This is a genomic window from Idiomarina sp. MD25a (genome assembly GCF_001870515.1).
Lineage (GTDB): Bacteria > Pseudomonadota > Gammaproteobacteria > Enterobacterales > Alteromonadaceae > Idiomarina.
In genome coordinates this window covers 245973-270100 of sequence record NZ_MDGT01000002.1, presented here as the reverse complement: position 1 = coordinate 270100, position 24128 = coordinate 245973, and the positions used below count along the sequence as shown (strand labels likewise).

Sequence of the window (24128 nt, the reverse complement as noted above, 5' to 3'; positions counted from 1 at the left end):
TCTATGCGTGCACTTTGGCTGCTACCAATGTGTTTGATTGTCACAACCATCCTGAGTGGTTGTGACAGGCCGACCCAACAAGAGACTGAAATGTGGCAACCCAAACCGCAAACACTGCAATTCAGTTATCACTGGCAGCGCTTTAATGAGCAACTCATTGACGCCCAGTTTAGAGTCATTGATCGTAGCAGCGACGCCTTAATCACAACATCCGAAGGGCAAGTCTACAGCCTACTTTTTAGTTTATTTGCAAACCAACCAGAGCATTTTGAAAAACTATTAGCATGGCTCGAAAACAACCTTGCTGACGGTGACCTCAGTAAACAATTACCCGCATGGCAATGGGGCTACAACGCCCCGACAGACAGTTGGGAAGTGCTCGATACCAACTCGGCGACCGACGTCGACATTCTGCTAATTTACGCGCTTTATCATGCAGCGGATGTCTGGCAAAAGCCAGCTTATCGAGCGACAGCAGAGGCACTCACGCAACACCTAATGCAACAAACGGTCACGTTTAGAAATGGCGACTTGCTTCTGTTACCCGCGCCTATCGGATTTAACAAAGCCGATCGCATTACGTTTAACCCGAGTTATGCGCCGCTTTTTGTTCTAGATGGCCTGTATCGTTTGAGTAACGATGCGCGCTGGCTCGCGCTCGCGCAAGCACAGCAGAGATTTATGCTTAAGCATAATCCGAGCGGCGTCGTAGCCGATTGGTTGACCGTGTCCGACAACGGCGAAGTGCTCAACGCTGAAGAGGCTGAGGGTAGTTACGATGCTATACGCAGTTATTATTGGTTTGCCCTCGATCCTAAGCAGCGTTTGTTAGAACATTACCTCACTATGGCTCACGAAAGTCAGTCGCGCTCTCAACCACCAGAAATCCTGGATTGGTTAACCGGAGATGCTAGTGGCGAGGCTAATATCGGGTTCTCAGCACTGCTTATCCCCTATTTTAAGAAAACAGCCCCACTCGCCTACCGTCACGCGTTACAACGGGTCGAGACCACGCCAGTGACAGACTACGCTGAGCATTACTATGATCACGTACTCATTTTATTTGGACTTGCTTACCAGCAGTGTTTTACAGTGAATGCCGATGGCACCCTCAATCTATTTTGGGCTTCTGGCGATATGAACAAGGCTTGCTATGCGAATTAACGTGTTACTCAACTTACTGCTTGTTACGGGTTTTCAAACAGCATCTCTACCCGTATTGGCACAAACGTCAGACGCAATCGACCTATTAATCGAACGCATAGAGCAAGCTGAAGCAGCGGGCAGAAACTATCACCGAGATCGACTCATTGAGCAGTTACAACGCACAGCGCCCAATCACCCGCGTGCTATCGAATTTAGACTCATTGATGCTTTAGCAAGCAACGATTTAGCACGTGCCCAACAACTCCTAGATGAATTGCAGAAGTCGCAACCCAATGGTGACGCAGCGCAACGTAGTCGGGAGCGGATTCGGTTGGCACAGCCGCCTTATCAATCGCTCATCGCCCAGGCAAGGCTCAATATGCTGACAGGTAAAACCGATATTGCGCGGACACTCTATCAGCAGGTTTACCAACAAGAGCCGCGGCTCGAGCCCTATCGTTCAGATTGGCGCGAACTAGAACGGTTAGCTCAACAAACGGTTGAGGAGCCCGTCGTCGTTGAGGTTGAGCCTGAATCCAGCCGTGCTAACGAAGTGGAAACAACGCCAAAAGCTCGCCTCACCCGCACGGTGACCTATTCTCCTATCGTGAGTGATAGCGGCACTGTCGCACGAAGCGCCACCACACTGAGTATCGCGCCCGTTGCTTCTGTGGCAACCGACTCAAGTAACACAGTGAATTCGGAACTAAAAAACCAAGGCCCCTATTTAACCGTCGGTTTTCTACGCAATGAGCGCGACTCGGTCGATGGCAACACGTCATTTGCAAGCGATACGCTGTTGCTGGAATACCGCAGGCCCACAGATGCCGGTATTTGGACCTTCAAAGTGGATGGCTTTGTCACCGAAGCTGGCGAATTTGATTTAACCAACACCTTCCAAAAAGACCGTTTTGGTACGGGGTTGTTATGCCAAACAGCCGCATGTAATCAAGGTGTATTGCCTAATTTAAAGGAAAACGGTGCCTCTATCGGCATCGCCTTTGATAGCGATACATGGCACGCAGACATAGGCTTGAGCCCCATTGGTTTTGATAAAACTGAGCTTTTAGGGGGGCTAGAATACAGCGGTGACCTCGGCGAATTCGGTTGGAGTTTAGGTATAGAGCGTCGGATCGAAACGACATCTATTTTAACCTTTTCAGGCCAGCAAGATCCATTTTCTTCGCGTCATTGGGGACCCGTTGTGCGCCAGGGGTTAGGAGGCAGCCTCAATTGGGATCAAGGCGGTTTTATGGGATGGTGGTCTAATTTTGGAGTCAACCATTACGGTGGGCGCAATGTTGATAGTAATAAACAGTGGTATGCCTATACCGGTGCTTATTTTCGCATCATTGATACGGAAGCCTTTGCATTTACCTCAGGGCTTACTGCCCTAAGTTGGGGATTCGATAAAAATCGCGGTGAGACCACTTTTGGCCACGGTGGTTACTATAGCCCAGCGCACTACGCTTCGCTGAGTTTACCGATTGAATTTTATGGTCGAATCGATCGTTTCTCATATATTTTACGCGCCTCTTTCGGTCAATCCACCAGTCGTTTAGATGATGCTGAGTTTTACCCAATATCTAATCTGCTTCAACAGCAAGCCGGAAACCCTATACATACAGGCAATCCAGATGGTGGTGGATTCGGTCGTAGCTTTCGCGCTGCCTTTGAGTATCGGATAACTAACCACTGGAGTGTGGGTTTAAACGCACAAATAGAGCGCTCAGAATTCTATACGCCTAACAATTACCAACTGTATTTTCGCTATCATTTCAACGGTGATGGGAACGCATTCAGACCGCCGAACCCACCATCGCGTTACGTTGACTTTTAATTTCATTAAAAAATGTGGGCTGCGATTACAGCAATGAGATAAGCTAAAATGCCGTAGCCTGCATATAACCCCCATGCGATTCGACTTTTACCCGTTTCAGCACGTAACATCGCGACCGTTGCAACACATTGCAACGCAACAACATAAAATAGCAGCAAGCCAATACCGGCACCTAACGTTAATCCATCGGCCTGTATCTGCGCCGCTAAACCGGCGATGTTTTTCTCGGCGCCCGACATACCAAACATCGTACCCAGCGCACCGACAAATACCTCACGCGCTAAAAACGACATGATCATGGCAACGCCATAGCGCCAATCTAAACCCAGAGGTTCAAATATAGGCTCAATAAAATGACCAATTTTACCCAATAATGAGTTTTCTAGACCTGCCCCTTGAGGAAAATAGCCCAACGTCCATAAGCATAAGGAAATAACAAAAATGACTGGCGCCGCACGCTTAATGAATTGCACACCACTATTTAATACACGCTGAAACAAGGGTTTCCAATGCGGTAAGCGATACGAAGGCAGTTCCAATATAAACGGCATGTCTTTGAGTTCTTTGCTTTTGCGCGTAAACACGTTCATCAAGGTACTCACGACGAGTGCCATCAGAATCCCGAAGAAATACAGCCCAAAAAAGGCAGCACCCTGCAGGTCAAACACGCCTAAAAACGTTGCATCTTTTGGAATAAGCACGGCTATAAGTAAGGCATACACTGGCAATCGCGCTGAGCACGACATCAGAGGAATGGTGAGCATCGTAATCAGGCGTTTGCGCGGCGACTCAATGGTACGCGCCGCCATAATTGCAGGGATAGCACACGCATGCCCCGATAAATAGGGGATAAAGCTACGCCCAGACAAACCAAATAAACTCAATGGCTTATGGCATATGAGCGCGGCTCGCGCCAAATAGCCGCTATCCTCTAATACACCAATAATGAGCGTCAAAACCATGATTTGAGGAACAAACACTAAAAACGCACCGACGCCACCGAATATAGCATCATTTAAAAAGTCAGAAACAATACCTGGCCCTATCATTCCGGTTAATGTATTGGCGATCCAACCTATTGCCGCCTCGGTACCATCCATGAGTGGCTGCGCCCAAGTAAAAATACTCTGAAACAAGAAAAACATAATCGCTAGGAAGGCAATACCACCCAGCACATTATTCAGCAGAAAGGTGTCAATACGGTTCTGATTTTTTAGCACCACATCGGAGCGAATACCATACTCCGCGTTAATCGCACGCGCGCGTTCGATAAATTTTCTTTGCTCGCCAAGCTGAATGTTTAGCTCAGTCGGTGCTTGTGCTTGTTTAGCCAAGCCCGGTAACGCCTCCTTAAACGCGGCAACGCCCTTTAGCGTCTTTGCCGAAAGCGCATAGACCGGTGCGCCAAGTTCCTTTTGCAACGCTTTGATATCAATATCCAAACCATAACGCTCAACTTCATCGATCATATTCAGCACAAAAACAACGGCTTTATTATTTTTACGTGCCAAAGCTTGAACTTGAAGTGCAAAGACTAAACTACGCTCAAGTCGCGCCGCGTCTAACACACATACGACGAGTCGAGTATCATCATCGTCTACAGCGAGGTTTAACTTTTCGACAGCGATTTCTTCGTCTTTTGATAGGCTATGCAGTGAGTAAGTACCGGGAAAGTCAACCACTTCAAACTGATCAAACTGACCCGTCTTAAGTTCGACGGTGACACCGGGGAAATTAGCGACTTTTTGTCGTAAGCCGGTTAATTGGTTGAACAACAAGCTCTTACCACAGTTGGGTTTCCCCACTAAGACAATGCGTTCCATATACGACCCAAGTTGTTTTAAATGATAGGCTTAACTGGCCAAGGCAAGATTAATTTTTTCAGCAACCGCTTGTTCGAGTGAGTAAACACAATCACCGACTTGCACCACCAAAGGACCTTTAAAGGGCGAGCGGCGTACGCACACGACTTGCTGCCCCTCACTGAACCCCATTTCTTGCAACCGGCTGATAACCGGTCCCGTGAGCTGCGAGTTAATTGTCTCAACGACAGCAGCTTGCTTAGCCTTTAATTCCCAAAGTGTTTTCATACGCCCTCCCGAATGAGAACTATTATCATAAATATTAAGATTATCTTCAATAGATTGCTTGATCCAAAGCAAGTTCCTATCTAATGTGGTAAAACGCAGTCTGGCAGGGCTTATTAGGCGAGTCGTAAAGCCAAACGTACAACTTAGCAAGCTAACTAACTGGAGTATAAAATGAGAGGAGTCGTACTCGACGCTGCCAGCTTAGGCAATGATGTCGATTGGCAACCCATCGCAGCACAATTGGATGACTGGCAAGTATTCAGTGAAACCAAAGCTGAGCAAGTGGTGGAACGTATCCAAGATGCCGATATCGTATTCAGCAATAAAGTTGTGCTTGATAACGAAACGCTACGCTCTGCGACTCAACTCAAATGGATAGGCATTCTCGCTACGGGCACCAACAATGTCGATCACGACACAGCTAGAGCACGCGGCATTAAGGTTGCTAATGTTGAAGCTTACGGAACTGCGAGTGTGGCTCAACACACACTCACTCTAATACTTAATCTTGCGACGCAAGCACAACGGTATCATCAGCTCGTTGCCACAGGTGCGTGGCAAACTGCATCTCGTTTCTGTTTAAATGACTTTCCGGTGGTTCAGTTAGCCGGCAAACACTTGGTTATAGTCGGTCATGGTGAGTTGGGGCAAGCCGTGGAATCCTTAGCAAAAGCCTTTGGCATGAAAGTATCGATAGCGGCTCGACCCGGCAAAAAAAACGACCCACGCCCCAGCCTCGATAGTTTATTACCCGAAGCAGACGTCATTTCATTTCATTGCCCATTAACCGATGATACGAAAGACCTATTAAACAGTAACAATTTAGCGCACTGCAAACCGGAACTACTCATCGTGAACGCCGCTCGGGGTGGGATCGTTAATGAACACGATGCGGTTGAGGCTTTAAGAAACGGTGTCATCGCGGGATTAGCAGTCGACGTACTATCGGAAGAACCACCTCGCAACGGCAATCCCCTACTCGATGCGATGAACGAACCACTTAACTTAATCGTCACGCCTCACTCCGCGTGGTTAGCACCCGAAGCACGCCAAGCAATTATCAATATCAGTGCCAGTAACTTGCGTCAGTTTCTTCAGGACGATGGGCAATAACATCCGCGAGCAACAGTATTCACCCAACCAGAGTCGAGCGGTGCAGCCGCCGCTCCAACGCGCTTTATAAGCGGTTCAATAAAGCTGCTTTCGGTATTACAAAACGCACCGTCTGCGTAGGGTCCTAAGTAAACTAACTCACTGTTGGCATCGAAAATAATCACGGCGGGCGTTGCGGGCAAAAAGTGCCTAAGCATCGGCAACTCGTTGAGCAAAAGTTCGACATTGGTGCCATTACTGTCGTTCACTTTACGCTTAACGACTTGCTTGTGGGCTTCTGTTCGCCAATTACACATACAGTGGGTATCCCTCACATGAAAAACGCGTGAGTCTGTTTTATAACCCTTCTGACGAAGCCACTGACCGAGGCGTTCGCCGACTTGTCCCTGCGCGACTTGTGCCTGCAACTGCCCAGATTGATCGAACCACATTAACGGCTGATACAGCAAATAACTACTCAGCGCGATGATCAGCACCAGTGCGCTGACGGCTATGGCAATAAGTTTAATCCGTGTTTTATTCAAACCGATAGATCCAACGATAAAAAGCCACTCTATTTTGGCATAATTTATAGTTATCACGAAGCCAATTAATGGCTTATAGTATTGATGTGTTTCACAAAAAATTAACAAAGGACTGAGTTATGAAAGAGCTCAAATGGGGTATTATTTTTAGTATCGCAATGCTGCTCTGGTTGACGGTTGAGCGACTCACTGGCTTGCACCATCAAAATATCGAGTACCATTTCTTCCTAACAAATATCTTCGCAATTATCGCTATCGCCATTTACGTTCTCGCGCTACGCGATAAAAAACAGAGTTTACCCGAGCAAAAAATGACTTGGCTGACCGGTTTTATTAGCGGCGTTAAGCTTACACTCGTGGTGGCTATTTTAGCGCCCTTGGTGCAACTCATATTTCATACCACTATATCACCTGAGTTCTTTGACAATATGCGTCATCACGCCGTGACATCTGGCATGATGAGTCATATGCGAGCGCAAGAGTACTTTACCCTCACTGCGTATATTTTTCAGGCAATTATTGGAGCCATTGGTTTGGGGCTAATTACCAGTGCGATTGTCGCTTTCTTTTTACGCTCAAAAGACCAGTAACACACGCAACTAAACCTTCAAAAAAGCGTCTTATCTCTGACAAATAGTTTTGCCATCGTAATGCGCCTGTTGATCCTTTAGGACTCAGGCGCGTAACCATAGCTCAGTTGTATTGCAGTAGAGGTAAAGATGTCATCAATTAAGTCAAATTTCATCGCTAAAGATTTTGCACGTCGCGTTAAACAACGCCGCAAGACGCTGATGCTTCCATTGACACAGCTCGCTAAGAATCTGGGAGTAAGCGAACCTGAATATACCCAAATTGAGTCCGGCAGCCGCCCGCCTTCGCGCAAACTACTAACGCAAATCTCGATAGAGCTGCGCACCTCAGAAAAATGGCTTATCGAGGGTGGCTATTAAACACCCTTACGATTCTATTTTGCCAGTTCGCGCTCGGTTTTTAATCCTAGTACGCGGTTAAAAAAGATCGCGGCAGGACAGAACCCGGTAAACGATTGCTGTAATAAATTAGCCCCGACAAATACCGTCAACCACACGAATCCTGGATGGACCCATACCGTTAGTGCCACAGACAAAAGAATCATGATGCCAGCAAATGCCGTAACCGCTTTTTCAACACTCATGGTAATACCTCTAAAAAATTACATTATGTTTTTATATATAATATCAATTGCACCAGTTTACAAGTAAAATCAGTAGCATTAATTTTTAGTTCCAAAGTGCGCTCTAATGCTCGCAGGCTACGTATCTCTATTTTTCTCTTCCCTCATAGCCGCTACCTTATTTCCAATGGGGTCCGAGTTAGTGCTTATTGGGTTAATCAAAAACGGTTGGCCAGTGGTGACGACGGTTGCCGTTGCTTCGATCGGGAATGTCCTGGGCTCAGTTGTCAATTACGTGATCGGTTACCTACTCCACCGAGGCTTTATGCAGACTCGCTTAAAAGTCTATAAAGCAAATCTGATAAGGGCTGAAGCGATCTTTCTGAAATTCGGGCGTTGGACCTTACTTTTTTCCTGGTTACCGATTATTGGTGATCCATTAACGCTTTTTGCCGGTTTATCTAGGGTTAATTTTAGTTTATTTTTGCTGTTAGTGTCTGTGGGAAAAGTGGCTCGTTATGCCGTAGTGGCCACCAGCGTTTAGGGATAAATATGATAGGTATCATTCAGCAAGTACTGCTCGAGTTACTCGAAGAAAAAGGTGGCGATGAACTTAAGCAACGTGTTTTAAAGACAGCCCACGTCGACCCATCAATAAATTACCGTATTGATAAAAACTACAGCGATGACGAATGTCTTCGATTAATTGCCGCGTCTGTTGAAGAGACAGGCTTTACCGAAAACGAAGTCTATACCCTTTACGCATCTGCTTTTCTAAAAAAAGCGCAGGCTTTATTTCCACGGTTTTTCGAAATCGCAGACGATTCCGAAGGTTTCCTACTCAGACAAGCACGCATTCATGCTGTTATGGCTTCGGGGTTAAAGCAGCAAGAAGAACGACAACATGTTAATGACAAATTTTCTGCCTCCCCAATCGAGCCCGGTAAAGTCAGAGTGATTTACCGATCGCCTAATGGTCTCTGTCGTCTATATCAAGCCCTGGCATTTGAAGTCGCCTCGCTGTATGGCGATGAGATTGAATTCGACGAGCCCTGTTGCATGCATAAGGGCGCAGTGCATTGTGAGTTCATAATAACCTGGCCGAATAAACGTCAGGAGGTGGTTCATGGCTGATACTCATCATCCATCGTTACGCCAAGTTATTACTCAAATAGCGGACCAGTTATGCGACACCATCGATAACAACTTCGATATTCACGTAAGCGTTGATACACAAGATACTGAAGGTCAAAAACTTGCGTTACTCGTCAACTTTCTATTGGAGAACGTACGCCGCTCACTGACTGATATGCAGTCACTTAATGAGCAACTCGAAGACAAAGTGAAAGAACGTACTTCGTTACTTGATCTTATTTTAGCGGGCTCAAATGATGGTGTGTGGATTTGGGACATTGCAAGCGATGAACTGACACTATCAGGTCGTTGGTACTCAATGCTTGAACTCCCCCACGACGCTAATACCCAATCGCCTGAGTTTTGGTATCAACAAATTCATCCTGCGGATCGCGAGCGCTTCAGCAATGCTATTCGTGGCTTACGCAAAGGCGAATCTGAACATCTCAATGTCGAATATCGCGTCAAAACCACGCGCCACGGATATCGGTGGATGCTGTGCCGCGGCGTTTGTCAGAAAGATAATGAACAGCAATGTTCAATCGTCGCCGGAACACAGACAGATATATCCGCTATGCGTATCTTTGACCAAGAGTCTGGCATGCCCAATGAGCGCTACTTACGTGAACGTGTCGAGGATGCGCTTGATGAGCAACAACCACTGTTTTTGATTTATGTAACGGTTGAAAATATCGACGCGATCCTCAATGCAAGCGAGCATGCCAGTAATGCTCTTTTGTATCCTGTGATTCAAGAACGACTGAACCATGTCGATGGTATACACCTGGTAGCGAGTAAGCTCAGCGCCATAACCTTTGCTGTCATTGGCTTTGAGTCAGAGTTGACCCATAGCGGATTAACCATTGAGGACGTATGCCAGCAAATACGTGACAACTGTGCCAATACTCACAACACGTTTAAAGACGACACGCGCTTTGAAGTGGCCGTCGGTGCGGTCGTGTCCTCAATGCTGAAAGTCGAGCAGTCGCAACAGCTTATCAACTATGCGTGGTCGGCATTGCGCCGCGCGCGTCAGTTAGGGCAAACATGCATTTTCACCGAGGCCCATATCACACAGGACAGTCGTCGTATTCGAGTCGAGCAGGAGCTGCGCCGCAGCTTAATGCAGAATGCACTCGCACCGGATTATCAAGCGATTTATGCCGGAAAAACCAAACAGCTTATCGGCTTTGAAGCACTCGCGCGGTTCCGGCACCCCGAGCTCGGCATTGTATCGCCAGGGGAATTTATTCCCATCGCTGAAGACTCTGGGCTGATGCGAGAACTGGGATATGCAATCTTAGATCGTACCATCGAGACCATTCAAACATGGCAGCATAACGCACTGCACGATCACCCGTTCTATATCGCCGTCAACGTATCGGCAATACAGCTCGAAGACTCCTACTTCGCCGATAATGTATTGGCTAAACTTGAGGGCGCCGGTGTCGACCCCCAACGATTAAAACTCGAAGTAACCGAATCAACGCTGGTCGAGAGTTTTAAAAGTGCAGCCCTACAACTCGATAAACTCCGCCAAAATGGTGTAAGAATTGCCTTGGATGACTTTGGTACTGGGTACTCATCATTGAGCTATTTACGCAGTTTATCCATCGACACACTCAAAATTGATCGGAGTTTTGTCGCTAAATTACATGAAAATGAGCAAAAAGCAGCGATTATTAAAACAGTCTATGAATTAGCGACCCAGCTAAAACTGTCCGTCGTCGCAGAAGGCGTTGAGGAAATCGAAGAGCTCAATTTCCTCAACAGTATCGGCGATATGGCGATTCAAGGCTTTTTACTTGCTCGCCCAATGCCGGCGGAGCAGGCTATCGCACAAGTATCACAACATCACAACTAATCGAGTATGGCCTGCAGTGGGACTAACTTTAAATTTTGTCCCGCTTCTGGCATCCGATTACGCCCATCTTGAACAACGAACGCGCCCCGTTCAAACCCTTTCCCAAGAGACCTTGTAGTGACTTCAAGTCCATCCGTTTCAGACGCGCCGTCGATTTCTAAATCAACATTCGTTCGAATTCGGAAGTGATGACGCAACGCGTAAGGTGCTTCAGCATCGAAAACCACATAGCTATCACTGCCCTGACTCGACACAAACAGCAGCATCTCGTCATCGTATTGCGCGAGCGCCAAGCCTTCGATGTCAGGCACAATTTCGGGGATATCAGCCGCCTTGATTATTAACTCGCCCTGTTCAGCGCTATTAACGGCCGCATCAAACAGCCAGATGCCGACATCTTCTTCCCCCACAAACAGCCGTTGCGTTTTATCGTCTACTACACACCCCTCAGGTTGCGAGGGAACAGACATCTCGCGAACCTGCTCCACGCTATCTGCACCTTTGACCCAAAACTGTAAAATTCGACCTGACTTGCCATTCACATAAACTGACAGTCTATCGGTGCGCTCTTGATAACCCATGCACAGGCCGTATATTTCGTCCAGATCAGTACTCACCTGTTGCGCCACGCTGACTTCGCCAGCTTGACTAATATCGAAGAACTGAAGACTATTGTTGTCACGCAACGAGGCGACCGCCACGTTGCCTCTGACATCCACATTATTCAAACGGCCGACAGCTAAGTGCTGCACTATTTCACCGTTCATTGAATAAACGTAGAGTCCAGTCCGTTTATCGGTTGCTAAGATGAGACTTTCCTCAGCTGCAGAGGGTGATACCCAAATGGCTGGGTCATCAATGGCGTCGCCGCGACGCGGTGAAGGTTCGGTTTCAAGTGTTGCTGCCACTTGCGCAATGGGTTTCATTGGGGCATGCCGTTTGGCATCACCTTGCGCTACCTCAACCTCGATCGCATCAGTGCCTGATTCCCGTGTTAACAACACTCGGTCACCGGGCAACAGCGAAATATCGTGGTACTCGAGCGTGGTAGAAACGAGCTCTGCCTCGGTTTCGCCCAGCGTATCGTCTTGAGTCGAAATCTTAAGTAAGCGCGCAGGCGTTTCTTCTAACGCCAGTAAGCGGCCATCTTGTAAGACTTTAAGCGCTTTTATCTCACCTTGAATCTGGCCATAAGGTGCGCGCACCGCCTTTAGATGACGTTTCTCCTCTGCTTCGGGTTCAGCGTTATAAGCCCAAATTGCCTGATCAGACTCTGCCACGTAAAGCGTTTCACGCTGCGAGTCGACCGCACAGGCAGTTGAATCGTAAGGCACATTTAAATCACGAATCGTAACCGGCTCTTTCAAGTAGGTTTCGTCTTGTCTTAGCAAGCGTTGTTCAGCGCCACCGCGGCCACCAATCAAGAACAGCGATAACTGACTGTTCTCGGCGCTGTCATAAAAGCACAAATCTTCGACCACACGCGTTTCGATCTCACCTTTATACAAAGGCAATAGGCGCCCCTGATGATAACGCCATACAAACAGCTCTTGGGTATTGCCTTCCATCGCTGCCAATATCGACTCACGCTCACCTAGCGCATAATGTTTCAGATGATAAAAATCGCCTGCAATCAGTTGTTGCTCGCCGCGAGTAATGCCCTCACTGGTCACTTTCAAAACTGAATTGTCGGGCAAAATCTCACGGTGTCGTTCATCAGCTTTTGCGCTGGCAGTGTGAAAAGCCAATAACATGGATGCACTGAGTACTGCTACTTTAAATAAATTCATTTTTAATCTCTCTCATCTCGTTGCTTACCAATTGACCCACTGCACACCCAAGGTGTAACTGCGACCATAAGATTCATACTGCGCGTTGTAGCGCTTGTCGCCGGTATAAACAAAGTACGCTTCGTCAGTGATATTGTTGACGGCAAAATTAATACTGATCTGGTCACTGATCAGCCATTTGCTCGAGAAGTCCAAAGTGAGATTGTCGTCTTCGTAAATGTCATAGCGGCTATCTTCAACATCGCCCAGTTCTGCGAGGTACTTAGATTTATAGTTCGCCGCCAACCGCAGACTCAGCTGTTGTGTTTCATAACCGATAGCAATATTGGCCGTAGTATCCGACTGACTCGGCAACGGAATATCACGCTCCATAAGTTCGCCATCATCCAGCCAATCAACCGTTGCTTCAGAATCAGTAAAAGTCAGGTTGGTATTAATCAGGAAGTTATCTAACCAGTTATTAAAGCCGCTAAACTGATGCACTAAGTTAAACTCTAAGCCAGCGACGTAAGCGTCATCACCATTAATGTAAGTCACCGCCTCGTCAAATGATTCATAGCCGGGGCGACCCGCAATATCCGCCTCATAAACAAAATTGTTAATCGATTTATAAAAGGCTGTGGCAGAGATAACCCCTAAGGTTTCATCGTAGTGTTCTATACCCAGATCGAGGTTGCGCGACGTCAAGGGTTCTAATGCAGGATTACCAAATTCAGCTTTAATATCACCGTCGTCATTTTCAACAAAATAGCTCGGACGGATTTGTTCAAAGCTCGGCCGCACCAACCCGGTGCTATAAGCCATGCGCACAATTGTTGAGTCGCTCAGCTCATAGCGGCCAATTATGCTCGGTAGCCACTGGGCATCGCTGAATTCGGCATACTCTGGCGAGAACTCACTCAACTCATCATTGTAACGGGTTCCGCGCGCATCACGCTGCTCATGCTCGTAGCGTGCACCGGCGATGACTTGCCATGGGCCCGAATTCACATCAGCCATAAAATACGCGGCATTAATATCTTCATCGATCCGATATTGCGCAATACGTGACTCCACCTCATCACGGAAGTCAGTCAACACTAACGTATTTAATGTACCCCACAGTGCATCCGCGGAGATACCTGGGCCAAACCGATCAAAGCCATAGTCAACGTTGCGGGTTGCATAGTCTGCAAGCGTAAGTGACGAGACACCTAAGTCAGCAAAGTCCTCAACAATGAAGATATCCTCACGTGCGGTTTTCTCGCGCTGACTGAGACGTATACCGCCTTTGAACGTGACTTGGTAACTCGGTTGTAGCCATTCGTATGCTAAGTCAACTTTTAGGCTATCTGCGTTCTCTTCGGTATACGCATCACTCACTTCAACTTCATCAATGCTATATTCGTCAGCTTGATAAGCACTATCAGGGGCAAGTAGTTGTAGTTGTTCAACACCTCGATAGCCCAACCCATCATCAAATGATTGCACAAACTGGGCACCACCAATCGCAAACGGCTGCGATTCACTCGCTTCACTGGTACCCAGTTCGATAGTCAGTTGCCAATCTTGCCACGTTTGCTCAGTACCTATCATGTAGGCCTGTATTTCCTGAGTCTCTTTACGATCTTTGAGCTCACGGGTGATTTCACCAGCGCCTGAAGTATTCTGAGCGAGCGGATCTTCAAACTCAGTGATAATACCTTGGCGAATTTCAGTGTCTGCAAACTTGCTGTAAAGCGAGCGTAGGTAATATTGCGACGTATCACTTGGTCGGTAGTCAAGGTTTAATGCCAAGCCCGTTCGCTCACGTGTCACTTGATAAGCACGTTGTTCGAACTCTTCTAAACCCGGCTCATCAAAATCCCAATTACCACCTGTTTCAACGTTATCCGTGGTAAATGAACGATCTTGATAGCTACCTGCGATAGCGATACCCAAGCTGTCTTCTTTGTCGCCGATGTCAAAGGTATTACTGGCTACGGCCGACAACTTCGAATTGGTCTCACTCGCCTGTGCGTTATAGCCCAGCTCCGATGAAAGAGAGTAAAAAGCACCCTCGCGATCAAACGCCGTCATACTCTTTAGTTCAATATTTCCACCTAAGCTACCTGCAGGAATATCCGGCGTCAGCGTTTTGCTTACAATCACCGATTCAAGCAAGTCGGATGGGATCACATCCAGTGCAACGGCGCGACGGCCCGCTTCGGGTGCCGCCAATGACGTGCCATTGTATGATACAGAGTTCAGATCCGGCGCCAAACCACGAATACGGATAAACCGCCCTTCACCTTGGTCGCGCTCTACCGACAAACCCGGCATACGCTGCAGTGCGTCACTGACGCTGTCGTCTTGCAATTTGCCCATATCATCCTTTTTTAGAACGTTGATGATACCGCCTGCATCACGTTGTTGCTGAACAGCCTTTTTAACGGACTCGCGGTAGCCAACCGTGAGTACTTCTTCAATGGGTGCGTCGTGTGCTTGCTGTTTTGATGTAGTGGATTCCGTCTGCTGACTTTGTGCAACTGCACAACTGCTGCTAAGTGCAGCAGCGACACAATAAACGAGGTAAGTTTTTTTCATCATGTTCGTACCCTGATGGTGAATGTTAGGCACATACTCTAGGTGGCAAACATTTCATTTTATGTGGTGCGAACAGGTTCTCATGAGCTGTTCGGATTGCAGTCCGAACAGCTCAATTAAGTGACGTTTCTGTCATGTAAATGTCATGCCGCTCCTGTACCTTGAGCGTTAGCATAAGCACTGCATGGAGCTCAGGTATGTCGCGCAATACGCTTTTATCTCGCATGGTTTACGACTGGCGCCTGCCATTTATGTTGTCCATACTTGCAGTCTCACTGTTACTTGCCAGTCAAGTCGGCTCCCTCAAACCTCGTTCCGCTATCGATCCGCTCGACATTATCGGTGAGTTTTCAACCCTGTTGATTGTCTTGGCCGGCTTGGTTCTGATTGTGACGCAACGACTCGATGGCATTGTCACCCAACTGTTTTTCTGGGGCGGCTGTGTACTGACTTTTTCACTATCACTGGATCTGTTGGATGAGTTTTTTAGCTATCCAGAAGCACTGCGGCTAATTAGTTGGCTAGAATCATTACCACAACCTTTCGGTTTAGTGATTCTCGGGTTCGGTGCCGCTGAGTGGATAAAAGAGCAGCACCAAGTGCGTCGTCAACTCGGTGTCCGAGAGAAGCACTTACGTGCCCATGAGTGGGTTGACCCACTCACGACTTTATACACACTGCCCTACTTTGAAAAAGTACTTGAGCGTGAGCTTGCACTGCACAAGCATAATCAGCAACACGTCGTAATGGCCAGCATCAACTTACAGGCATTTGCACGTTATAACGAAGAAATGGGCATGCAAGCAGGCGATCTACTACTGAATAAAGTCAGTGAGCTGACCGCTCTGTACTTACGTCCCGGCGACTGCCTGTGTCGCTACCATAGTGATAAGTTTCTCATACTCTTACCCGCGACAGACTTTCCTGAAGCGCTCAGTCTGATCCGACTATTGGCCGACATGCTGCGGGAACAACTTGCCTTACCGAATTATATGGCGATAAAGACACGTGTAAGACGCGTCAATGAAGCGTCGCCGAAACACGCGATGAAACAATTATTGCAACAACCAGAAGCGATTATTGCCGATGCGTCGCGAGCCCATCATTAAATCACGCGAGCTCATTGCTCGGCCGTTGATTAAAGCGCTATTGCCTATCGCGGAACGGCGCGGTATTAGCGCTCATCAACTGCTAAAAGGCACGCACGTATTTGATGCTGAACTCAAGCTTTCAGCAGGACGCAGTAACGAGCAAGATCTGGCGCGCATTGTTGCTGCGGCAGAACAGCTCATCGGTGATGCTCAACTCTGGCCGTTAGTGGTTCAATCTCTGCACCAGCAAAGACTGTGTCCCGCATTCGACTGCATTCGCTATGCCACCACATTCAACGCTGCACTGCTTGCCTCACTCCGCTATCAAACGTTGTTGCATCCTTTTATACTAGTGCGCCCTAAGCGGATACAACAACGCCTTCACATCGACTGGCTTCCCGTTTCGGGCTTGCCCGATAAACACAATAAAACATTCCGTGACGCATGCGACAAATTGATGTTGGCGCTGGTAATACACGCAGCCCGCGTTTGCCAAGTTAATTTATCCGACTGGCGAATCGGCGTGCACGATCCAAAGAGCCTCCCCGTTAACTGGCACACATGGATTAGCACGATCGACTCGCGCCCTATTCCTTGTCTTTCTTTTCCCTTGCACCAATTGCCAATCCAAAACCCCACCGCCTCAGCCAATGACCTGCAGCAGGCACATTCATTTGCCAAGCTGCAATGCGAAACCTTAGACGCTCAAGCGCCCTTAACCGAGGCCCTCTTTTGGATGTTAAAAAAAGCAAAGCAGGGGGATGAATCATCACTGGAAGAGCTGTCCAGCGCCCTCAACATGAGCGCTTCGACATGCAAGCGGCTACTCGCCTCACAAGGTATGAACTTTAAACGACTGGCAGACTACGCGCGGCTAAAGTATTTTCTCTACCACTCAGAAGCTAAACCCCACACTCAGGCGGAACTCGCCGCCAAGCTCGGTTACAGCCACCCCAACAACCTCAGGCGAGCCCGCCGACGCTGGCTCGCCAGTTTTTAGGCGTTTAGTTCACCTCACTTACACTATATCCATTTTCCTCAAGCAGCGTCAGTACACCCTCATCCCCCACCAGATGACCCGCACCGACGGCGATAAATGCTGTTTCACTGTGGTTATCAGTGGCAAGTTTCTCTATCCACTCTCGATTGCGCTTATAGAGCAGTTCCTCAGCCATTTGAGGTGGCATTGAGTCATTTAAGAGTTTGCCCAATGCCGTTAAATCGCCTTGCTGCCAACCGGCAATAATGCCGTCTAAAACCTCGTTAACTTGATCAATTTCAGTCAACGTTTGCTTGATAATTTCTTGCTCGCCCACATCACTTTGTGCCTGCACTAACGCATTAATCTGACGTTCAACCGTTTCCAAGCTTTTAATAGGCAAGCTATTGGCATCTGCAAATTGCTCAATTTTGCTTTCAACCCCCGCTTCCTGCACATAACCGGCGTGATTTACCGCAGTAGCAACTAATACAATTTGTGCGAACCAGGCATTAAGCGGGTTAAGATTTTGCTCTGGGATGCCATATTGTTGAGCGACCTGTGTAAACGCCTGCCAAGTCTCACTATCAACGTTCTCTTCCAGCGTGCCTTGTGAGCGCATTGCATGAGCCATAAACGCCGCTTGCGCATTCTGTAATTTTTCGGGTGCCACTTCCATCCAAATCACCTCACTTTGAGTGAGTGCTTGTTGCGTCTGGTCAGAGAGTGCAAACCCATCGCCTTTCGCGGCATGTACCGTACCCATGATCCAAAGTGTCTTATCGCCCTGCACGGCCTTAAAAAAGACCTCCGCCGAGCTTAGCGTACTCCAGAGCAATGCCAATAACGTCACGATGACAAGTTTTAATTTCATGATATGTATCCTTTATTGCTATTCTTTGCGATCAGCGTTGGGTGATGAATAAGGTTAAAGCCACGCCAATAAACATCCCTACCACCAGTGTCACCAAGAGTGGCAGAGCATCGAGCCATGTTGGTCGCTGTGCATGGTTGTTTTGTTGGGTTGTAGGTTCAGCCCGTACACTGTTGTCGGCATCCTCGACTAACTCCTCACGTGCGAGTTGGCATACTGCACACAATGCCTGCACCGTGTCTTTTGAACCAATGCCATCACGCTCTACCCGCTGTATCGTGCGCAGACTTACACCGCAGGCATCGGCAAGCTGTTGTTGTGTCCAATCCCATTGCGAGCGACAGGCAATGACTTTGTCTTGATTGATACGCATAACCTACCCCAGCAACCAAAGCGCCAGCTTTGCGCTCAAAAAGCCAGCGGCCAAACCAATCACAAAGAACGATAAAATTAGTTTCCAAGAGCCCTTTTGCCCCTTAAGTGACGATTGCGACTCGGTGCGAACCACATCATCGCCTAACAATAAATCGCAACGAATGGTTGATAATAAAAAGCCACCCACATCAAAATGTATTTTAAATGTCTCGCCCTCAATCAAAAATTCGTGTGTGCTTGATAAGCCAAAATTACGTCGACTACTTACGCACTCACCGTCGACAAATACTTCCTCTTTCGCTGAAATCCCACTGGCACGTGCTTCGATAACATGCCCTTCGTACTCAAACTTAAATTCAAAATTTAAGTGTAGTTTTTTTAGTAATGACCCTTTCATGTGAAATATCCTTTAATCGCCTTATTGCAGGAAGAACACTAGCAGTCGAATGTAGAAGTACCTACGCCAGGCGCGTGGCAGTCATATGTCAGGCATACGACAGACCACTGTCACCTTGCTGACACATGCTCATCAAGCACGATGACTTTGGCTTTAAGCGGCATCACTTCAAGCATATTCAAAAAGCGTGTTAACGCTGAGTGAGAAGACACATCGCCCATTCCCCAGCTGGCATTACCATACCCCCATGGAATCATTACTTGGCACTCCAGTTCATTGGCTGCAGTAATGGCATCCTCAGGCGTCATATGCACATAGCGATACCACTTGGGGCTGGTCGGCGAGTAATAAGAAGCGATGGGGAGCAAGCAGACGTCGATTGCACCATAGCGTTCATGAATATCTCGAAAGTGCTCAGAATAGCCGGTGTCACCCGCATAGAATAAAGTTTTGCCTTGGCTCTTTATCAACCAGCCATTCCATGAAACGCGCGCGTTATCTTCATAAATGAATGGAATATAGGTGCGACTACTAAAATGGTGAGCGGGCAACGCGGTAATAGTCGTACCCCTCGTTTGAGTATTCAATGTATCCTCAGAGAACCAGCCCATTTCGATAACCTGTGCCCCGATTTCGGGGAATTTTTCACCCATACGCAATGGCACACGGTAGCTCGGATGGTCGCCTATAGACTCGACATCCGCTTTATTAAAGTGATCATAATGCAGGTGGGAGTATAAAATCGCGTCGGCTTGGCTTGCCTGTTCAGCCGATAAATTGGGCAGGTGAGAACGGTACTCGCCGTTAAACCAAGCATGTAGCCAATTAATGGGCCAATCAAATTCTTCAAAAACCGGATCGGTGATTATCGTCGCATCGCTTGGTGTTTTGATTTGGAACAGCGCATGGCCGAACCATTTTACTTTAAAGGCTTCATCATATTCAGATTGTAAATAAGGTCCCGTGTAATTGCAGGCTTCATCAGTGCATTGAATATCGGCGCGCTCACGGTAGCAATCGGTTTCGCATGTAGCGGGATACTGTTTTTCACCGGGATCTCGGTTTTCAAAACGATGGTCATCCGGATGCTCTATTTGCTGCTCCGAGTTAATCACCTGAATTTGATTAGTGGAACAACCGGAAACCAATAAAACAACAAAAGAAAAAACAAATAAAACGCGGCTCATAGCTGATTATCTGATGATTATTGTGTGTTGTATCATCGCACATCATATAATGTTGAGTCATTGTTAAAATGTAACTAAATACGATGTGTACGTTCAGATAGAAATGCCACTACACAGCCCACTAGCAAGCCCCAAAACGCACTACTGATACTAAAAAATGATATATCAGCCACAGTAACAATGAACGCGATTGCCGCAGCATAAGCACCCGATGTATTGCTAAAGGCGCGTTGCAGATTCTGCGTAATCACCGGCAAGAGTGCCAAGCCAGCCAGCGTCGCCGTTGCCGCTTGCGGCATCATCATGAATAGGCTCACGATAAGTGATCCTGCGAGTCCCATCAGAATATAAAATCCTCCGGCAGCCACCGCCGCTTTATAGCGCTGCGCTGGATCGGGGTCTGCATCCTCGGTTTGGCAAATTGCGGCGGTAATTGCCGCGAGGTTTATCGCAAATGCGCCCAGCGGCGCCAGTAGCAATCCCGCTAAACCGGTTGTTGTGATAAGTGGCGATGTTGGCGGTGCGTAACCATTGGCACGCAGCATCATCACGCCGGGAACGTTTTGTGAAACCATAGTGACCACGAATAACGGAATACCCACACCAATAAGCGCAGGCCAGTTGAAGTCGGGCCATACCCAGATCCACTGCGGTGCTTCCATCATTAGCGGTTGCTCATTAAGCTTGCCCGTAAAAAATGGTAATGTGATAGCCGCTAGCAGTAACCACAAAAAAACCCATCGCGGTGTATACGCACGGCAGATAAAGTAAATGATGATGAGACCACCCGCGATAATAGGAAACGAATTAAGCGCCGGCAGAATTGCACTCACAAACTTAAGTAGTATGCCTGCCAAAATAGCCGCTGCAACATGGCTAGGGACCCATTTCATCATCCTGTCAGCAAGACCACTGACCCCAAACACAACCATTAAACTAGAGGAAAAAACAAAAACCCCGACCGCCTCAGCCACCGTTAAACCCGTGAGTGAGCCAATCAGCAACGCGATGCCCGGTGTTGACCAAGCCGTCAGTACGGGAGCTTTGTAATATAACGATAAAGCGATCGTTGAAATGCCCATCGCCAGCCCAACCGCCAGCAACCAAGCACTTTGCAGTGCGGGCGATGAGTCCAGTTGCGATGCTGCTTCGAGTATCAGTACAACGGCACTGCTATAACCTACAAAGACAGCCGTCGCGCCTGCTGATACTTGGCTCAGTAAACGAATCATGGTGTTTCTTAATGCCCCATAGTGCGTTATAACGTACAAAGTTAATCATAAGATAACAGCGTGCGTTATAACGCACAAATCCTAAACCATAAACTTTTGATAAATCATGCAAAATAATCATCACACCGTTGCTCGACGATTAAAGCAACTGCGCAAAGATAAAAGCTGGAGCCTGACGGCATGTGCAGAACACACCGGGGTGAGTAAGGCAATGTTAGGACAGATCGAGCGACAAGAGTCTTCGCCTACCCTCGCGACATTGTGGAAGTTAGCCACCGGCTTTAATGTATCGTTATCCTGGTTGCTCAACGATGAACAGCAACCCATGACATTTGACTTTGCTCACGAGCGCATTCAAGTCGAACGACTGTTGCCTTTTGATCCTTTGACCCAGCAAGAGGTTTACAAACTTTGCATGGCTGAAGGCGCACAGAGCCATTCCGATGCACACCGACGCGGTACCTTCGAAATGTTGTATGTACAGTCAGGCGTACTCGATGTTGTGGTAGGTGAAACACAGGTAACCATCAAAGCCGGTGACGCGTATCGCTTTGACGCCGCCCAGCCGCATAGTTACATCAATCGCTACTCAGGTAAAACTGAGTTTGTGGCGGTGATAAGTTATGTTTAACATGATGAACTTTCCGCCGCTTTTAGCGTAAAGCTAATTAAGGCTTTCTACTTTTGTTGAAATTATGTCAAGGCACCCTCTCGCGTGTTACCTGCGTTGTATCCTTTGTTCGTTGATCCTTGCACTTTCATATAGCGCCCAGGCTATCTCATCAACCTTTGACCATAGCCATGCGCTGTTCAATCAAGTGTTAAAGCGCCACGTCGTCGTATTCGATAATCAGCATAAATCAGCGGTTGATTACCAAGCCATTGCTAAGCAACGTGGTCCCCTGAAGGAATATTTAGCAGAGCTGTCGGCAGTCACTCCACAACAGTACACGTCTTGGACCCCCGATCAGCAATTGGCGTTTTTAATCAATGCGTACAATGCCTTTACTATCCAGTTAATTATCCAAAATATCGATGCTTTTAATAGTGGCGAAGCCCAGTCAATCCGTGATTTGGGTAGCTTTTTCAAAAGCCCATGGGAGCAGTCGTTTTTTGAGTTGCTCGGTAAACAGCGCACTTTGGACTGGCTTGAGCATGAAAAGATCCGCGTCGATTTCAATGAGCCACGCATTCATTTTGCGCTCGTCTGCGCAGCTGTCAGTTGTCCCAAGTTACGTAGTGAGGCCTATCAGGCGAATCAATTAGACGAGCAACTCGAAAACCAAACCCGATTATTTTTAAGTGATCGCGATAAAAATGGTGTTGATGAAGCGGGGATCTATCTATCTAAAATCTTCAAATGGTACGGAGATGACTTCAACGGGATACACCCGTTTTTACGTGGCTATTCTGAAGCACTCACGGACTCTGCGTCTGCTGCAAAAGCATTGGCGCGTTCAAAGCTGCCGATTCGGTATACCGATTACAATTGGGCGCTGAATGAAACCGGTGTTAATTGACGTCATAAACTTGGTATCCCTCTATTTTATATGATAAAACATAGAGTTATAGAGTGGTCATTACAATTCAAGAGCAGGCAATGTATTTTATTTTTTCAGATTCGGAGTCCGACAGGTTTGAGCGTCTTTGCAACCAAACCCTCAACCTGACAGTTAAACCGCTGCAGCTTGACTCTGTTGAAAGTCAGCCAAATGCCTGTATCGTGCTTGAACTGAAAAGCTCCATGACTCTTTTGCTCGATATTTGTGAACACCTCAAGGAGCAGAAATTTCAAGGCTTAGTTTATGTTCTCTCAGAGGCTCTCGACAAACGACAAGATACTCTGATGCACAAAGTGTTGACCTCCTATGGGCTCGATGCCTACATCGTGAACGGGCGCGAATGTACCGAACAAGCACTTGAATGGGTTTGTCGACATAGTACAGACTCACGTCAGCGTTCCATTAAGCCAGATGCTTGTTATGATCAAGATTTGATAGAGGAGCTCGTCATTTCGGGAAAAATGACCGTCTATTATCAAGCTCAGTTTCGAAGTGACTCACTTGAACTGGTTGCCTTCGAAGCATTAGCCCGATTAATTCACGACAATAAGCCCATTCCACTCAACGAAGTGTTCGACGTGATTCATGAACGTGGGCTTTGGACGCATTTAACCCGCTCAACCTTAAGCAACTCATTACAAAATCATCATGCGCTTTTTGCTCGTTACTCCGAAGCTAACCTCGCAGTCAACTTGTCAGCAAAGGAGCTTAGCGAAGCCAGTTTTTCTGAGCAATTTAAGGCATTCATGAACGACGCCCCTATCGCTCATCCAAGGCTGATGTTTGAACTTACCGAAAATGAGCTCTATTCGACTCGCTCGAGTGTTTCAAGAAACCTACTACTCATTAAGGGTAAAGGTGCGCGACTTTCGATAGACGATTATGGAACAGGACTCTCTAATGCTGCGAGGCTCACCACTGCGCCTTTTGATGAGGTAAAACTCGATAAATCATTTATTCAGAATATTCACGATATCAGCGAACATTCATTTGCTAAGTCGACCGCTGAAATAGCCCGTACTTTGCACATGAAAACGGTTGCTGAAGGTGTTGAAGATCAACGCATACTCGACTGCATTCGTGAGTTAGGTATCGATCAAGTTCAAGGCTTTTTGTTACACAAACCACAGAGCTTTGAACAGCTTATGGAGACCGATATACGCCTCGCCTAATGATTAAGCAAGACGTGTTCGAAACCTTTTGATAGGCTAG

24 protein-coding genes are annotated in these 24128 nt (G+C 47.4%); 13 read left to right on the top strand and 11 right to left on the bottom strand.

Annotated features, from left to right (window positions below; all coding sequences use genetic code 11):
• The first annotated feature begins 3 nt into the window (after nt 1-3).
• On the top strand, nt 4-1164 hold the full coding sequence (gene bcsZ / locus BFR57_RS02570; RefSeq protein WP_083404999.1) for a cellulose synthase complex periplasmic endoglucanase BcsZ: 1161 nt from the start codon (nt 4-6) through the stop codon (nt 1162-1164).
• Entirely contained in the window at nt 1154-2986 is a 1833-nt protein-coding gene (locus BFR57_RS02565) for a cellulose synthase subunit BcsC-related outer membrane protein (RefSeq protein ID WP_071462487.1), read from the top strand. The genes bcsZ and BFR57_RS02565 overlap by 11 nt, the downstream gene beginning before the upstream one ends.
• Before the next feature lie 5 nt (nt 2987-2991).
• On the opposite strand, the gene BFR57_RS02560 is transcribed toward BFR57_RS02565, so the two are convergent.
• Entirely contained in the window at nt 2992-4809 is a 1818-nt protein-coding gene (locus BFR57_RS02560) for a ferrous iron transporter B (protein WP_071462486.1), read from the bottom strand.
• A 30-nt stretch (nt 4810-4839) separates the two neighbouring features.
• Nucleotides 4840-5076 carry a FeoA family protein gene (locus BFR57_RS02555; protein ID WP_006955604.1) on the bottom strand — a complete coding sequence of 79 codons (237 nt, stop codon included), beginning with the start codon at nt 5074-5076 and terminating at the stop codon, nt 4840-4842.
• Between the two features lie 171 nt (nt 5077-5247).
• Here BFR57_RS02555 and BFR57_RS02550 point away from each other — a divergent pair, with 171 nt between their 5' ends.
• On the top strand, nt 5248-6189 hold the full coding sequence (locus BFR57_RS02550; RefSeq protein WP_071462485.1) for a D-2-hydroxyacid dehydrogenase: 942 nt from the start codon (nt 5248-5250) through the stop codon (nt 6187-6189).
• Here BFR57_RS02550 and BFR57_RS02545 read toward each other — a convergent pair.
• Entirely contained in the window at nt 6171-6713 is a 543-nt protein-coding gene (locus tag BFR57_RS02545) for a DUF6436 domain-containing protein (protein WP_083404998.1), read from the bottom strand. The two genes, BFR57_RS02550 and BFR57_RS02545, sit on opposite strands and share 19 nt — an antisense overlap.
• 119 nt (nt 6714-6832) lie before the next feature.
• On the opposite strand from BFR57_RS02545, the gene BFR57_RS02540 reads away from it, so the two are divergent.
• Together BFR57_RS02540 and BFR57_RS02535 are read left to right on the top strand one after the other, a co-directional pair.
• Nucleotides 6833-7303 carry a DUF4199 domain-containing protein gene (locus tag BFR57_RS02540; protein ID WP_071462484.1) on the top strand — a complete coding sequence of 157 codons (471 nt, stop codon included), beginning with the start codon at nt 6833-6835 and terminating at the stop codon, nt 7301-7303.
• 129 nt (nt 7304-7432) lie between these two features.
• Nucleotides 7433-7663, top strand: a complete 231-nt coding sequence (locus BFR57_RS02535; protein ID WP_071462483.1) for a helix-turn-helix transcriptional regulator — start codon at nt 7433-7435, stop codon at nt 7661-7663.
• Nucleotides 7664-7677: 14 nt separating this feature from the next.
• Here BFR57_RS02535 and BFR57_RS02530 read toward each other — a convergent pair whose 3' ends face one another.
• Entirely contained in the window at nt 7678-7887 is a 210-nt protein-coding gene (locus tag BFR57_RS02530; RefSeq protein WP_071462482.1) for a DUF2892 domain-containing protein, read from the bottom strand.
• A gap of 106 nt (nt 7888-7993) precedes the next feature.
• Between BFR57_RS02530 and BFR57_RS02525 the strand changes: the two genes are divergently transcribed.
• From BFR57_RS02525 to BFR57_RS02515, 3 genes are read left to right on the top strand one after another with little or no spacing between them, the layout of a single operon-like run.
• A complete protein-coding gene (locus tag BFR57_RS02525) occupies nt 7994-8410 on the top strand; it encodes a YqaA family protein (RefSeq protein ID WP_071462481.1) in 417 nt (138 codons plus the stop codon).
• 8 nt (nt 8411-8418) lie between these two features.
• The gene (locus tag BFR57_RS02520; protein ID WP_071462480.1) at nt 8419-9000 is read left to right on the top strand and encodes a heme NO-binding domain-containing protein; all 582 of its coding nucleotides are present in this window, start codon (nt 8419-8421) and stop codon (nt 8998-9000) included.
• A complete protein-coding gene (locus BFR57_RS02515; protein WP_071462479.1) occupies nt 8993-10864 on the top strand; it encodes a GGDEF domain-containing phosphodiesterase in 1872 nt (623 codons plus the stop codon). The genes BFR57_RS02520 and BFR57_RS02515 overlap by 8 nt, the downstream gene beginning before the upstream one ends.
• On the opposite strand, the gene BFR57_RS02510 is transcribed toward BFR57_RS02515, so the two are convergent.
• Together BFR57_RS02510 and BFR57_RS02505 are read right to left on the bottom strand one after the other, a co-directional pair.
• Nucleotides 10861-12654, bottom strand: coding sequence for a phytase (locus BFR57_RS02510; RefSeq protein WP_071462478.1), 1794 nt, complete (start codon nt 12652-12654; stop codon nt 10861-10863). The genes BFR57_RS02515 and BFR57_RS02510 overlap by 4 nt on opposite strands.
• Before the next feature lie 24 nt (nt 12655-12678).
• Nucleotides 12679-15222 (bottom strand): TonB-dependent receptor, encoded by a 2544-nt coding sequence (locus BFR57_RS02505; RefSeq protein WP_071462477.1) that lies wholly within the window; start codon nt 15220-15222, stop codon nt 12679-12681.
• Between the two features lie 194 nt (nt 15223-15416).
• Between BFR57_RS02505 and BFR57_RS02500 the strand changes: the two genes are divergently transcribed.
• A complete protein-coding gene (locus BFR57_RS02500; protein WP_071462476.1) occupies nt 15417-16328 on the top strand; it encodes a GGDEF domain-containing protein in 912 nt (303 codons plus the stop codon).
• Entirely contained in the window at nt 16306-17310 is a 1005-nt protein-coding gene (locus BFR57_RS02495; RefSeq protein WP_071462475.1) for a hypothetical protein, read from the top strand. The genes BFR57_RS02500 and BFR57_RS02495 overlap by 23 nt, the downstream gene beginning before the upstream one ends.
• Nucleotides 17311-17314: 4 nt before the next feature.
• On the opposite strand, the gene BFR57_RS02490 is transcribed toward BFR57_RS02495, so the two are convergent.
• From BFR57_RS02490 to BFR57_RS02470, 5 genes are all read right to left on the bottom strand, one after another.
• Nucleotides 17315-18163, bottom strand: coding sequence for a TraB/GumN family protein (locus BFR57_RS02490; RefSeq protein WP_083404997.1), 849 nt, complete (start codon nt 18161-18163; stop codon nt 17315-17317).
• 31 nt (nt 18164-18194) lie between these two features.
• Nucleotides 18195-18536 carry a helix-turn-helix transcriptional regulator gene (locus tag BFR57_RS02485; protein WP_071462473.1) on the bottom strand — a complete coding sequence of 114 codons (342 nt, stop codon included), beginning with the start codon at nt 18534-18536 and terminating at the stop codon, nt 18195-18197.
• Nucleotides 18537-18539: 3 nt separating this feature from the next.
• The gene (locus BFR57_RS02480; RefSeq protein WP_071462472.1) at nt 18540-18935 is read right to left on the bottom strand and encodes a hypothetical protein; all 396 of its coding nucleotides are present in this window, start codon (nt 18933-18935) and stop codon (nt 18540-18542) included.
• Nucleotides 18936-19045: 110 nt separating this feature from the next.
• Entirely contained in the window at nt 19046-20122 is a 1077-nt protein-coding gene (locus BFR57_RS02475; RefSeq protein ID WP_071462471.1) for an MBL fold metallo-hydrolase, read from the bottom strand.
• A 74-nt stretch (nt 20123-20196) separates the two neighbouring features.
• Nucleotides 20197-21393, bottom strand: coding sequence for a benzoate/H(+) symporter BenE family transporter (locus BFR57_RS02470; RefSeq protein ID WP_290439321.1), 1197 nt, complete (start codon nt 21391-21393; stop codon nt 20197-20199).
• A gap of 67 nt (nt 21394-21460) precedes the next feature.
• Between BFR57_RS02470 and BFR57_RS02465 the strand changes: the two genes are divergently transcribed.
• From BFR57_RS02465 to BFR57_RS02455, 3 genes are all read left to right on the top strand, one after another.
• Nucleotides 21461-21985 carry an XRE family transcriptional regulator gene (locus BFR57_RS02465; RefSeq protein WP_071462469.1) on the top strand — a complete coding sequence of 175 codons (525 nt, stop codon included), beginning with the start codon at nt 21461-21463 and terminating at the stop codon, nt 21983-21985.
• Nucleotides 21986-22049: 64 nt separating this feature from the next.
• Entirely contained in the window at nt 22050-22874 is an 825-nt protein-coding gene (locus tag BFR57_RS02460; RefSeq protein WP_071462468.1) for a DUF547 domain-containing protein, read from the top strand.
• A gap of 80 nt (nt 22875-22954) precedes the next feature.
• Nucleotides 22955-24088 (top strand): EAL domain-containing protein, encoded by a 1134-nt coding sequence (locus BFR57_RS02455; protein WP_171903925.1) that lies wholly within the window; start codon nt 22955-22957, stop codon nt 24086-24088.
• The last annotated feature ends 40 nt before the right edge of the window (nt 24089-24128 follow it).